The organism is Pseudotabrizicola algicola, assembly GCF_010915705.1.
Taxonomy (GTDB): Bacteria; Pseudomonadota; Alphaproteobacteria; order Rhodobacterales; family Rhodobacteraceae; genus Pseudotabrizicola; species Pseudotabrizicola algicola.
Genome location: NZ_JAAIKE010000005.1, coordinates 166,945 through 178,856, shown reverse-complemented (window position 1 = coordinate 178,856; position 11,912 = coordinate 166,945). Strand labels below are relative to the sequence as shown.

The window sequence follows — 11,912 nt, the reverse complement described above, 5'->3', positions numbered from 1 at the left end:
GCAGTCTAGGACGCGCGATGCGGCATTGCGACCCGTTTCCTGCGGGTTTGACTGCTTGCGATGCCCCGCGATGTGTGGTGCAAAAGCGCATGGTCAGACAGCTCGATTTTCACGCGATGCAGGCGGTTTTCTCACGGTTTCAGGCGCTGGAGCCGGAGCCGAAGGGAGAGCTTGAGCATGTGAACGCCTTTACGCTGGTGGTGGCTGTGGCCCTGTCGGCGCAGGCGACCGATGTGGGGGTGAACAAGGCCACGCGCGCCCTGTTCGCCGTTGCCGACACGCCGGAAAAGATGCTTGCCTTGGGCGAGGAACGGCTGATTGACCATATCAAGACCATCGGCCTTTACCGCAACAAGGCCAAGAATGTCATGCGGCTGAGCCAGATTTTGGTCGATCGGTATGGCGGGCAGGTGCCGTCGAGCCGTGCCGCGCTGCAATCCTTGCCGGGGGTGGGGCGCAAGACGGCCAATGTGGTGTTGCAGATGTGGTTCGGCCATCCGGCCCATGCGGTCGATACGCATGTGTTTCGCGTCGGCAATCGCACCGGCATTGCGCCGGGGCGGGACGAGCTGGCGGTGGAGCGCGCGCTGGAAGATCATGTGCCGGTCGCCTTCCAGCAGCATTCGCATCACTGGCTTATTCTGCATGGCCGGTATATCTGCGTCGCGCGCAAACCCAAATGCGGTATCTGCCCGATCCGGGACTGGTGCCTTTACGAGGATAAGACCGAATGAAAACGTATCAGGTTGTCGGGATCGGCAATGCCATCGTGGATGTTTTTGCCCAGTCCGATGACAGTTTTCTGGAGCTGATGGGCATCGAGAAGGGCATCATGCAGCTGGTCGAGCGTGAGCGGGGCGAGTTGCTTTACGCCGCGATGAAAGACCGCAAGCAGGCGCCGGGCGGGTCGGTGGCAAACACGCTGGCGGGACTTGGCAATCTGGGCCTGACGACGGGGTTCATCGGCCGCGTGCATGATGATGCGCTGGGGCGGTTCTATGCCAAGTCGATGGATGACAACGGCACCAGCTTTGTGAACCCGCCCGTGCCGGGGGGCGAATTGCCGACCTCGCGGTCGATGATCTTCGTCTCGCCCGATGGCGAGCGGTCGATGAACACCTATCTGGGCATCTCGTCCGAGCTTGGCCCCGATGACGTGTCCGATGACGTGGCGGGGCAGGCCGAGATCCTGTTCCTCGAAGGGTATCTTTACGACAAGCCCAAGGGCAAGCAGGCGTTCGAGCGCGCGGCGCAGCTGTGCCGGAGCAATGGCGGCAAGGCAGGCATCGCGCTGTCGGACCCGTTCTGCGTGGATCGTCACCGCGAGAGCTTCCGCCGCCTTGTGCGCGACCTCGACTATGTGATCGGGAACGAGCACGAATGGGAATCGCTCTACCAGACCGATCTGGACACGGCATTGGCGCAGGCGGCACAGGATTGCGGTCTGGTGGTCTGCACCCGTTCGGGGCGCGACGTGATCTTGCTGCGCGGCGAGGAGCGGGCGCAGGCGCCGGTCAAGCGGATCGTTCCGGTGGATGCGACGGGCGCGGGGGACCAGTTCGCGGCGGGGTTCATCTATGGCATGGCGACGGGGCAGGCGCTTGGCACCTGTGGCCGCATGGGCTGCGTGGCCGCCGCCGAGGTCATCAGCCATTTCGGCGCGCGCCCCGAGACCGACCTCAAGGCGTTGTTCAGGCGGGAAGGCTTGATCTGACCGCGCAGACTTCAAGCCACATCGCATCGAGACGGTCGATTTGGGCCGGATCGAAGCGATGCGCCTCTTTCCAGTATTTGCCCGAGGGGACCATGTAGCCAAGCTCTGCCTCGCGCTGCAGGACGGCGTGAAGGTGCGGTGATGGCATCTGCGGGCGTTGACGGGACAGATCGGCGCGCGCCGCGCGGGGAAAGACCAGCCGCGAGTCTGCCGCATCGGAAAGGTTGACCACCGCGCAGCCTTCGCGCGCGGCCAGCGCCATGAAACGGGCCGACTTGGCTTCAAGAGAGCGCAGGGAAATGTCGGGGCGCAGCGGGTCGGCGGTGCCGGTGCCGTAGAAATGGGTGTTGCCGCGGGCGGGATAGACCATGTCGCAACCGATGAAGCCGATCACCTGCGGGCGCAGCGCCGCAAGCGCCCAATAGGCCGCCGTAAAGGCCATCGTGCCGCCCGCATAGACAAAGCCGCCAAAGTCGTTCTGCAGCGGCACATATTCGGCCGAGGTCACGATGCGCTGTCCGGTGCCAAGCTGCACGGGCCGCCGGTCAACCGGAAAATCATCGGGGTGGATCAGCACATCCCAATCGGGCCTGACCTGCCATGCGTTGTTGATGGCAACCAGCGTGGCCCCGTCCTTGGCCCAAGCCTTTGAGGCCAGAACGCCGGGGCCAGAGCCCATGATGATCACCGTCCGCATGTACCGCCCCCGTCTATGCCTGACGGCAAGGTAGAGCAGCCCCCTGACAAAGCCAGAAGAAATTCAGTCGCCCAGTTTGGCGTGAACCTCGTCCAGATCGATCTGGCCGATGGGCAGCTTGTTCGCCGGATTGTCGAAATCATATTTGAAAAGCTGGAAGTCGCGTTTGTAGATTTCCCACACCAGATGGCGCGACAGATCGTCGAAGTAATCCTCGACCGGATGCGCGCGTTTGGGGCCGTGGCCCTCGCTTTCGTTGAAGCGGGGAATTTTCTTCAGGTCTACCGGGTGTTTGAGGGTGGTCTTGTTCAACACCTCTTGCATCCCGTCGTTGAACATCTCGGTGAAGAAGATGTGGTCATAGCGCCCGCCGTTGACGATGAAGGTCGAGATATGTCCTGACATGGCCGACCAGTGGATGTCAGGCTCCATCGGTTTGCGCCAGCGGATGGTGTCGCGCGCAAAGAGCAGAAAGCGGCGGAAGCTCTTGATCTGGTCGAAGTCGAAATTGTCTTCGGGGCTGCCCACCTCGACCCCGTATTTCTGCGCCAGTTGCGGCACCAGATTGCCGCGATAGCGTTTGCCGTTGCGCTGGATGCCGCAGATCTTGTCGAAGAACGAGGACAGGATGCGCTGATAGGGGTTGCGCACACAGGTGAAGGCAAAGGACTTGTGCGCCTTCACATTCTGTTCGATCAGCGGCTGGCTTTCGTCCTGCGCCCATTTGTGCAGGCCGGTCTTCGAATCGTGGATATCGCCGTCAAAGAACTTGCCATGATCGGAATAGAACATGATCTGGCCGATGGTCGAGCAGGCGCATTTGGGCACCACCCGATAGACCATGCTTTCGCTTTCCGTCATCCACGTTCCGGGAAACCCCATGTTCGCCTGCTCCATTCCTGCCGGGCTTGGCCGCCCGATGCATTCTTGCCCCATGAATCGCAAATAAACGCTGTCGTTTCAACGTGTGTTAAAGCTATTTAGGGAAACAGTGACTCAGCCGCCTCGGGGAACGTCGCCAGCATGGCAAGAATAGCCTACATCCTTCTGACGCATAAGGACCCGGAGGGCGTGATCGCGCAGGCGGAGCGGCTGACGGCGGCTGGCGATTTCGTGGCGATCCACTTCGACGCCAACGCAAATCCGGCGGATTTCGACAAGATCCGAACCGTGCTGGCCTCTAACGCCTCGGTCGTCTTTGCCAAGCGCCGCGTCAAATGTGGCTGGGGCGAGTGGAGCCTTGTCGAAGCGTCCTTGCTGGCCGTGCGCGCGGCGGTGGAGGCGTTTCCGAGGGCCACGCATTTCTACATGCTGTCGGGCGACTGCATGCCGATCAAATCGGCGGAATATGCGCATGACTTTCTGGACCGCGAGGATATCGACTACATCGAGGCGGTGGATTTCTTCAACTCGGACTGGATCAAGACCGGCATCCGCGAAGAGCGGCTGATCTACCGCCACTACTTCAACGAGCGCACCCAGAAAGAGTGGTTCTACCGCTCGATGAACCTGCAGCGCCGCCTCGGGCTGTCGCGCAAGGTGCCGGCCGATATCCAGATGCAGATCGGCTCGCAATGGTGGTGCCTGCGCCGTCGGACGATCGAGCAATTGCTGAACTTCTGCGACCGGCGCGGCGATGTGATGCGGTTCTTCCGCACCACATGGATTCCGGATGAGACGTTTTTCCAGACGCTGGTGCGCCATCTGGTGCCGGAGGCCGAAATCCGCTGCCGCACGCTGACATTCCTGATGTTCACCGATTACGGGATGCCGGTGACCTTCTACAACGATCATTACGATCTGTTGCTCAGTCAGGATTTCATCTTTGCCCGCAAGATCAGCCCGCAGGCAAAAGAGCTCAAGGCGCGTCTGGGTGCGCTCTACACAAGTCATAACGTGCGCTTCCAGATCTCGAACGAGGGGCGCAGCCTGTTCAAGTTCCTGACTGGGCGGGGCCGGATCGGGCGGCGGTTCGCGCCAAGGTTCTGGGAAAAGGAAAGCACGCTGGGCCGCGAGCGGCAGTTGATGATGGTCACCTGCAAGAAATGGCATGTGGCCAAGCGCTTGGTGGAAAGGGTGCGGCAGGTTACCAACATGCCAGCCATCGAATACCTTTTCAACGAGGACAGCACGCCTTTGCCCGATCTGGGCGGTATCCAGAACACGCTGGAAAAGCGCACCCGCCACCGGCGCGCGCTGGTGCGGATGCTGTTCGATTACTGGCAGACCGACAAGCTGGTGCTGTGCATTGATCCGGCAAATGTCGATCTGATGCAGGATTTTTACAATGACAAGGCCACCGTGCGTCTGCTGGAGATCGAATGCGATTTCAGTGACGACTATCTGATCGGCCATGCGCGGCGGGTGGGTCTGGCGGGTGACCGCACGCCGCAGGCCACGATTGACCGCCTGCTGCCCACGATCCGCTATGACGTGAAGTTTGAATCCGACCGTATCCGCGATGCGGGGTTCCGGAACCTGCACCGGATCAGGCAATCCGCGAGTGTCGATGAAAACACCCTTCCGCTGGCCGAGTTTCTTGATATTCCGGTCGAGAACGCCCGCGAGATCGCGGCCACCGAATATCTCTTTGTGGACTGACCCCGATGACAAAAACCTATGATCCGACCAATATCTTTGCCCGCATCCTGCGCGGAGAGATTCCGAACAAGACGGTTCTGGAAACGCCGCACAGCCTTGCCTTTCACGACATCAATCCGCAGGCCCCCGTGCATGTGCTGGTGATCCCCAAGGGGGCCTATGTCGATTTCGCGGCTTTCGCGGCGCAGGCTTCGGCAGAGGAACTGGTCGATTTCCACCGCGCCTGCGCGCAGGTCTGCGAGATGCTGGGCCTGACGGGCGCAGACGGCTACCGCGCGATCACCAATGCAGGCGCCCACGGCATGCAAGAGGTGCCGCATTACCATCTGCATATCCTGGGCGGCCGCGTCTTGGGCCGTCTGGTCGAACGGGCCTGACCCCGAGCGGGGGCGGGGCTAGTGGGCTGCGGCCCAGTTCTGGCCTTGCCCCGCCTCGACCGTCAGCGGCACCTTGAGGCTGAGCACCGGATGATGGGCGTTTTCCATCACCGCCTTGGCGATGCGCGTCAGTTCTGCGGCATCTTCCTCGGCCACGTCGAACAGCAATTCGTCATGCACCTGTAGCAGCATCTTGGCATCCAGCCCTGCGATGGCCTCGGGCATGCGGATCATGGCGCGGCGGATCACATCGGCGGCGGTGCCCTGAATGGGCGCGTTGATGGCGGCGCGTTTGGCAAAGCCGGCGGTCGGACCCTTGGCGTTGATCTCGGGCGTATGAATTTTGCGACCGAACAGGGTCTGAACATAGCCCGTGGCCTGCGCCGATTTGACAGTTTCCGACATATACTCCCTGATACCGGGAAACCGCTCGAAATAGCGGTCGATAAAGCCCTGCGCCTCGGCGCGCGGGATACGCAGGTTGCGTGCGAGGCCAAAGCCCGAAATGCCGTAGATGACGCCGAAGTTGATCGCCTTGGCGCGGCGGCGGATTTCGCCGGTCATCTGGTCGAGCGGCACGCTGAACATCTCGGATGCGGTGAGCGCGTGGATGTCGATGCCCTCGCGGAAGGCCTGTTGCAGCGCGGGGATGTCGGCCACATGGGCGAGGATGCGCAGTTCGATCTGGCTGTAGTCGAGCGACACCAGCACGCGCCCCTTGGGGGCAACAAACGCCTCGCGGATGCGGCGGCCTTCCTCGGTGCGGATCGGGATGTTCTGCAGGTTCGGGTCGGTGGAGGACAGCCGCCCCGTGACCGCACCGACCAGCGAGTAGGACGTATGCACCCGCCCGGTTTCGGGGTTGATGTGGTCTTGCAGGGCGTCGGTATAGGTGGATTTCAGCTTGGAAAGCTGCCGCCAGTCCAGCACCCGTGCCGCCAGTTGCGCGCCCTGCGGGTGGCTGTCTTCCAGCGTGGTGATGTCCTCGAGCACATCGGCGCCGGTGGCATAAGCCCCCGTCTTGCCCTTCACGCCGCCGGGGAGGCCAAGGCGGTCAAACAGGATTTCGCCAAGCTGCTTGGGGGAGCCCACGTTGAACGGCTCTCCCGCGAGGGTCTGGATCTCGTCTTCCAGCCCCGCCATTTTCTGCGCGAAAGCGTTGGACATGCGCGAGAGCGTGTCACGGTCTACCTGGATGCCGTGCATTTCCATCCGCGCCAGCACCGGCACCAGCGGGCGTTCCAGCGTTTCATAAACGGTGGTGACGCGGGCGCGGTGCAGGTTGGGGCGGAAGGTCTGCCACAGGCGCAGGGTGATGTCGGCATCCTCGGCGGCATATTTTACAGCATCGTCAATCGCCACGCGGTCAAAGGTGATCGCCGATTTGCCCGTGCCCAGCAGCGGCTTAATCGGAATGGGTGTGTGGCCCAGATAGGTTTCCGACAGCACATCCATGCCGTGATTGTGCAGGCCCGCATACATGGCCGAGGACATCAGCATGGTATCTTCGATTGGGGCCACGGTGATGCCGAGGCGGGCGAGGATCTTCCAGTCATATTTCATGTTCTGGCCGATCTTGAGGATCGCGGGGTCTTCCAGAACGGGCTTGAGCACCGCCAGAACGTCGCCGAGCGGCAGTTGCCCCGGCACCAGATCGCTTGCGCCGAACAGATCGCCGCCGCCCTGTTTGTGGCCGATGGGGATATAGCAGGCGCGGCCCGCATCGACGGCAAGGGAAATGCCGACCAGATCGGCGCGCATTTCATCAAGGCTGGTGGTTTCGGTGTCCACCGCGACATGCCCCACCTCGCGGATGCGGGCGGCCCAGGCCTCGAGCGCGGGCAGGCTGTCGACCTTTTCATAGCTGGCGGGGTCAAAGGGCAGGCGTTCGGGCGCGGCGGCCTGTGGTGCCGGCGCTTCGGGCACGGCAGGCGCGTCGACCTTGAGCCGTTCGGACACACGGCGGGTGAGGGTGCGGAACTCCATCTCTTGCAGGAAGCCCAGCAGCTTTTCGGGGTCCGGCTCCTGCACCGCCAGATCGTCGATGCCAAAGTCCAGCGGCACCTGCGCATCGAGCGAGACAAGGCGCTTGGAAATGCGGATCAGCTCGGCATTCTCGATCAGCGCCTCGCGGCGTTTGGGCTGCTTGATCTCGCCCGCACGCTCCAGCAGGGTTTCAAGATCACCGTATTCGTTGATCAGGAGGGCAGCGGTCTTTAATCCGATGCCCGGGGCCCCCGGCACGTTATCGACCGAATCCCCCGCGAGTGCCTGCACATCGACCACGCGCTCGGGACCGACGCCGAACTTCTCGAACACCTCGTCGCGGTCGATGGTCCGGTCCTTCATCGGGTCGCGCATCAGCACGCCATTGCCGACCAGTTGCATCAGGTCCTTGTCCGAGGAGATGATGGTGCAGGCCCCGCCCGCCTCGACCGCCTGACGGGCAAGGGTGGCGATGATGTCATCGGCCTCATAGCCGTCAATCTCGATGCAGGCGACGTTGAAGGCGCGGGTGGCGTCACGGGTGAGCGGGAATTGCGGGCGCAGGTCTTCGGGCGGCTCGGGGCGGTTGGCCTTGTAGAGCGGGTAGATGTCGTTGCGGAAGGTCTTGGACGAAAAGTCGAAGATCACAGCGATATGGGTCGGCACCTCGCGGCCCGATTTGGTCAGCTCGCCCCACAGGATGTTGCAGAAGCCGGCAACCGCGCCGACCGGAAGCCCGTCGGATTTGCGCGTCAGCGGCGGCAGGGCGTGATAGGCGCGGAAGATATAGGCCGATCCGTCGATCAGATGCAGGTGGTGACCTTTTCCGAAACCGTCACTCATGGCCAATCTCCTTGCCGAACCGTCGCGGCCAGTCTTGCCATGTTCCGCCGCATGCTGCCACCCTTTGCACGGCAGAATATGCGCGCGGCCCAAGGGGGCAGAGGGTTGACAGGAGGGGCAATCCGCCGCAGTTTGCGCGGCATGCTGCACCTGAACGCCATAAAGACCGCTCCTGCGTCGTTTTATTGGACCTGCGCCACATAGGCGGCAGGGCAGTTTCGCATGAAACCCCCATCAGCCGCCCGCAAGGGTCAGGCCGATGAAGATGGTTCCTCCCGCGCGGGCCCCTCGCGTGAGAGAGACCAAGATCGTGATCCCGAACCATCCCCCTGTTGAAATCCGCCCGCTGGCGGCGGCGCACCTGCCCGAGGTGCATCGCATGCTGATCGACCTTGCCGCCCATCATGGCGATGTGGCCACCATCACGCCGCCGATGCTGCGCGCGCTGGTGCTGGATGCACCGGACCTGCGCGGGCTGGTCGCCTTTCCGGCAGACCGTCCGTCCCGTCTTCCGGTCGGCTATGCGCTGCTGACGCGGCGCACCGACCTGATCACCGGGCGGTCGGGCTATGACATCACGCATCTGTTCGTGCAGGATGTGTTTCGCGGCCGGGGGATCGGGCGCGCGCTGGTCGCGGCGGCGCGCGATCTTGCGCAGGCGGAAGGCTGCAAGCGGCTGACCATCGGCACCCATCCGCGCAATGCAGGGGCGGCGCTGGCCTATCGCGCGATGGGGCTGGTGGAACGCCCGATGCCGGGGCCGTCCTTTGCGGTGCCGCTGGGCTAGGCGCGGGCCTTAGTGATCGCCGTGCGCATGCTCGCGGTCGATCACATAGCGCTTGTCGCAATAGCCGCATTCGACATAGCCCAGATCCTCGGGGATCGTGAGCCAGACGCGCGGGTGGCCCAAGGCGCCTTCGCCGCCGTCGCAGGCGACTTTCCAGGTGGTGACGATCTGGGTTTCCGGCGCGTCGATGCTCATGGCTGTGATCCTTGGTCTTGCTGCGCCCGCATCATACGGAAAACCGCTGCTGGGGCAAGGGCGCGGCGCGTCAATCGCCGATCTTGCGATGGCGCGATTTGAGCGCCTGCAGCCACATCAGCCCGTGCACCGTGGCGCGGGCCGGACGGTATTCGCCCGAGACCCAGATGTCGCGGTCTGCGGCATCAAGCTCGGCGCAAAGCGCGGGCAGATCGAAGCCGCCGCCGCCCGGTTCGTTGCGCGACGGAAAACCCGCGATCTGGACATGGGAAACGCGTTCGCGGTGGCTGGCCCAGACCGCGCTGGCATTGCCGTGGATGCGCGCGGCGTGCCAGACATCGAATTGGAGGCCGATCTGCGGCGCGTTCAGGTCTTCCAGAATACGGGCCGCCTGATCGAAATCGTTCAGGAAATAGCCGGGCATGTCATCGGAATTGATCGGCTCTATCGTGAGGCCCAGATCGGGTGCCTGATGCACAGCCCATGTCAGATTTTCGCGGTAGGTCTGTTCGGCCTGCGGGCCGCGCGCGACCCCCGCCATCACATGCACCCGTTTGGCGCCAAGGCGGCTGGCAAGGCTGGCCGCGCGCAGAAAGCCGCTGCGAAACCGCTCTTCCTCGCCCGGCACGGCGGCAAAACCGCGGTCTCCGGCTGACCAGTTGCCCGGGGGCGTGTTGATGAGTGCAAGCGGCAGACCGGCCAGCGCCTTTTCCCATTCCGTTTCGGAGTGGTCATAGGGGAACAGGATTTCGGCCCCGTCGAAGCCTGCCTGCGCGGCAAGGTCCGGCCGGTGCAGGCTGGGCACCTCGGTGAACAGCATGGTCAGATTGGCGGCAAATCGGGGCATTCAGGGCAGGTCGGCCGATGGGATCATGGGAAAAAACGCGCCCGCAGACCAGACGCCGAACCAGGGGGTGCCGTCAACCTCTTCCTGCGTGCCAAGATCGACAAGGCGGTAGAAAGTCTTGCGGTCGATGCGCGCCTCCATCCCGCCGCGCACATGCAGATAGGGCGACGGCTCTCCCGTTTGCGGATCGATGGTGACGCGGATGGCATGGTCGGGGCCGGCCAGCACCTCATCCTCGGTCTTGGTCAGAAAGGTAAGGGTCTGGTCGCGCCCTGTGCCGGTGCGGGTAACATCGATGGCAAGAAAGGGGGTGTCATCTACCGTGATCCCCACCTTTTCCACCGGTGTCACCAGAAAATACCGGTCTCCCTCGCGTTTCAGGATGGTCGAGAACAGCCGCACCATCCGCGCCCGCCCGATCGGGGTGCCTTCGTGGAACCATGTGCCATCGCGGGCGATGCGCATGTCCAGATCGCCGCAATAGGGCGGGTTCCACAGATGCACGGGGGGCAGGCCCTTTTGGGGCAGGGCCGCGAGCGAGGCGGTGAGCCCTTCGGCAGAGACTGCTGCGCGTGTGTCGTTCGACATGACGGGGCCTTTCGGTTTCGGCACAAGTGGCGCGCCGCTGGCCTTTCTATGTAAGCATCCCGCGCGGGTTTGACCACTGCCACGCAAAATCCGCTGCCTTTGCGGGCGCTGGCCCTTGCATCAAACCGAGGGGCCGCGCATGCAAGGGGGATGACACATGCCGACGATCCGAACCCCGCCAAGGCCGAGGCCCGCCTGACCGCAGAGGCGCTGGGCTGGACCCCGTTTTTCGAGGCGCAACTGACGCCCGCCGATGCCGCGCTGCTGCCGATGCGCGTGGCGACGGTCCACCGCGCGCGGATGAGCGCCGAGGGCGCGGCAGGGCCGGTGCGCCTGCAAATCGCGCCGCTGACCAATACCGCCGATTACGCCGTGGGCGATTGGGTTCTGGTGGAACCCGAAACCGATTTGCTGGTGCGCAGGCTGGAGCGTCAGACGCTGATCCAGCGCCGTACCGAAGGCGGGCGGGTGCCGCAACTGATGGCGGCCAATGTGGATACGCTGTTCATCGTCTCGTCCTGCAACGACGATCTGAACCCGGCGCGGCTGGAGCGGTATCTGGCGCTGGCAAACGAGGTTGGCACTGCGCCGGTGATCGTGCTGACCAAGGCCGATCAGGTCGCGGATGTGGCGCCCTTTGTTGCGCAGGTGATCGGGTTGCAGCGCGATTTGCCGGTGGTGGCGCTGAATGCCAATGCGCCCGAGGCGGCGCTGACGCTTGCGCCGTGGTGCGGGCATGGGCAGACGGTGGCGCTGGTTGGCTCTTCGGGGGTGGGAAAGTCATCCTTGCTCAATACGCTGGCAGCCAAGACCGGGGCAGAGGCGCAGTTGACGGGCAGCATCCGCGAGGATGATGCCAGGGGGCGGCATACCACCACAGCGCGGTCCTTGCACCGGATCGTGGGGGGTGGCTGGGTCATCGATACGCCGGGGATCCGCAGCCTGCAGGTCAGCGACCTGTCGGTGGGCCTTGACGTGCTTTTCGCCGAGATCGCGGAACTTGCCCCCGCCTGCCGCTTTCGCGACTGCACCCATGCGCATGAGCCGGGTTGCGCCGTGCAGGCCGCCGTTGCCGCAGGCGATCTGGACCCGGCGCGGCTGGAGCGTTGGCGCAAGTTGATGGAGGAGAACCGCGCCAACACCCCCGTGGCGACCGGACCGCGTGGAAACAAGACCACCAAGCCCTATGGCAAGCACCGCTAGGGCGGATTGATAGGCTGCGTCTATCGCTTGACGGATTTCCGATATTGATTGCAGGGGCATCAGCAGGGTAGCCT

At 63.5% G+C, this 11,912-nt stretch carries 12 protein-coding genes; 6 read left to right on the top strand and 6 right to left on the bottom strand.

Annotation, left to right across the window (positions count from 1 at the left end):
- Positions 1-89 precede the first annotated feature (89 nt).
- Entirely contained in the window at positions 90-734 is a 645-nt protein-coding gene (gene nth / locus G3572_RS15695; protein WP_164613604.1) for an endonuclease III, read from the top strand.
- Entirely contained in the window at positions 731-1,714 is a 984-nt protein-coding gene (locus G3572_RS15690) for an adenosine kinase (RefSeq protein WP_164613602.1), read from the top strand. Before nth ends, G3572_RS15690 begins: the two co-directional genes overlap by 4 nt.
- Here G3572_RS15690 and G3572_RS15685 read toward each other — a convergent pair.
- Both G3572_RS15685 and G3572_RS15680 read right to left on the bottom strand, forming a co-directional pair.
- Positions 1,692-2,411 carry a hypothetical protein gene (locus G3572_RS15685; RefSeq protein WP_164613600.1) on the bottom strand — a complete coding sequence of 240 codons (720 nt, stop codon included), beginning with the start codon at positions 2,409-2,411 and terminating at the stop codon, positions 1,692-1,694. The two genes, G3572_RS15690 and G3572_RS15685, sit on opposite strands and share 23 nt — an antisense overlap.
- A 63-nt stretch (positions 2,412-2,474) precedes the next feature.
- The gene (locus G3572_RS15680; protein ID WP_164613598.1) at positions 2,475-3,293 is read right to left on the bottom strand and encodes a sulfotransferase family protein; all 819 of its coding nucleotides are present in this window, start codon (positions 3,291-3,293) and stop codon (positions 2,475-2,477) included.
- Positions 3,294-3,434: 141 nt separating this feature from the next.
- Between G3572_RS15680 and G3572_RS15675 the strand changes: the two genes are divergently transcribed.
- Positions 3,435-5,012 carry a DUF5928 domain-containing protein gene (locus tag G3572_RS15675; RefSeq protein ID WP_164613596.1) on the top strand — a complete coding sequence of 526 codons (1,578 nt, stop codon included), beginning with the start codon at positions 3,435-3,437 and terminating at the stop codon, positions 5,010-5,012.
- Between the two features lie 5 nt (positions 5,013-5,017).
- The gene (locus G3572_RS15670; protein WP_164613594.1) at positions 5,018-5,389 is read left to right on the top strand and encodes an HIT domain-containing protein; all 372 of its coding nucleotides are present in this window, start codon (positions 5,018-5,020) and stop codon (positions 5,387-5,389) included.
- A gap of 18 nt (positions 5,390-5,407) precedes the next feature.
- Here the strand turns inward: G3572_RS15670 and polA are convergent, their stop codons facing one another.
- Positions 5,408-8,218 carry a DNA polymerase I gene (gene polA / locus G3572_RS15665; protein WP_164613592.1) on the bottom strand — a complete coding sequence of 937 codons (2,811 nt, stop codon included), beginning with the start codon at positions 8,216-8,218 and terminating at the stop codon, positions 5,408-5,410.
- A gap of 292 nt (positions 8,219-8,510) precedes the next feature.
- Between polA and G3572_RS15660 the strand changes: the two genes are divergently transcribed.
- Positions 8,511-9,005 (top strand): GNAT family N-acetyltransferase, encoded by a 495-nt coding sequence (locus tag G3572_RS15660; RefSeq protein WP_164613590.1) that lies wholly within the window; start codon positions 8,511-8,513, stop codon positions 9,003-9,005.
- A gap of 9 nt (positions 9,006-9,014) precedes the next feature.
- On the opposite strand, the gene G3572_RS15655 is transcribed toward G3572_RS15660, so the two are convergent.
- The 3 genes from G3572_RS15655 to G3572_RS15645 all read right to left on the bottom strand — a co-directional run bounded on the left by G3572_RS15655 (position 9,015) and on the right by G3572_RS15645 (position 10,635).
- Positions 9,015-9,200, bottom strand: coding sequence for a zinc-finger domain-containing protein (locus G3572_RS15655; protein ID WP_164613588.1), 186 nt, complete (start codon positions 9,198-9,200; stop codon positions 9,015-9,017).
- A 70-nt stretch (positions 9,201-9,270) separates the two neighbouring features.
- The gene (locus G3572_RS15650; RefSeq protein WP_164613586.1) at positions 9,271-10,047 is read right to left on the bottom strand and encodes a hydroxypyruvate isomerase family protein; all 777 of its coding nucleotides are present in this window, start codon (positions 10,045-10,047) and stop codon (positions 9,271-9,273) included.
- On the bottom strand, positions 10,048-10,635 hold the full coding sequence (locus G3572_RS15645; protein WP_164613584.1) for a DUF1285 domain-containing protein: 588 nt from the start codon (positions 10,633-10,635) through the stop codon (positions 10,048-10,050).
- A gap of 150 nt (positions 10,636-10,785) precedes the next feature.
- Between G3572_RS15645 and rsgA the strand changes: the two genes are divergently transcribed.
- Positions 10,786-11,838, top strand: a complete 1,053-nt coding sequence (gene rsgA, locus G3572_RS15640) for a ribosome small subunit-dependent GTPase A (protein ID WP_164613582.1) — start codon at positions 10,786-10,788, stop codon at positions 11,836-11,838.
- Positions 11,839-11,912 lie beyond the last annotated feature (74 nt).

Coding starts and splice junctions, on each gene's coding strand:
- G3572_RS15670 (WP_164613594.1), top strand. CDS start 5,018: ATGACAAAAACCTATGATCCGACCAATATCTTTGCCCGCATCCTGCGC.
- G3572_RS15690 (WP_164613602.1), top strand. CDS start 731: ATGAAAACGTATCAGGTTGTCGGGATCGGCAATGCCATCGTGGATGTT.
- G3572_RS15685 (WP_164613600.1), bottom strand. CDS start 2,411: ATGCGGACGGTGATCATCATGGGCTCTGGCCCCGGCGTTCTGGCCTCA.
- nth (WP_164613604.1), top strand. CDS start 90: ATGGTCAGACAGCTCGATTTTCACGCGATGCAGGCGGTTTTCTCACGG.
- G3572_RS15675 (WP_164613596.1), top strand. CDS start 3,435: ATGGCAAGAATAGCCTACATCCTTCTGACGCATAAGGACCCGGAGGGC.
- G3572_RS15680 (WP_164613598.1), bottom strand. CDS start 3,293: ATGGGGTTTCCCGGAACGTGGATGACGGAAAGCGAAAGCATGGTCTAT.
- G3572_RS15650 (WP_164613586.1), bottom strand. CDS start 10,047: ATGCCCCGATTTGCCGCCAATCTGACCATGCTGTTCACCGAGGTGCCC.
- G3572_RS15655 (WP_164613588.1), bottom strand. CDS start 9,200: ATGAGCATCGACGCGCCGGAAACCCAGATCGTCACCACCTGGAAAGTC.
- rsgA (WP_164613582.1), top strand. CDS start 10,786: ATGACACATGCCGACGATCCGAACCCCGCCAAGGCCGAGGCCCGCCTG.
- G3572_RS15645 (WP_164613584.1), bottom strand. CDS start 10,635: ATGTCGAACGACACACGCGCAGCAGTCTCTGCCGAAGGGCTCACCGCC.
- polA (WP_164613592.1), bottom strand. CDS start 8,218: ATGAGTGACGGTTTCGGAAAAGGTCACCACCTGCATCTGATCGACGGA.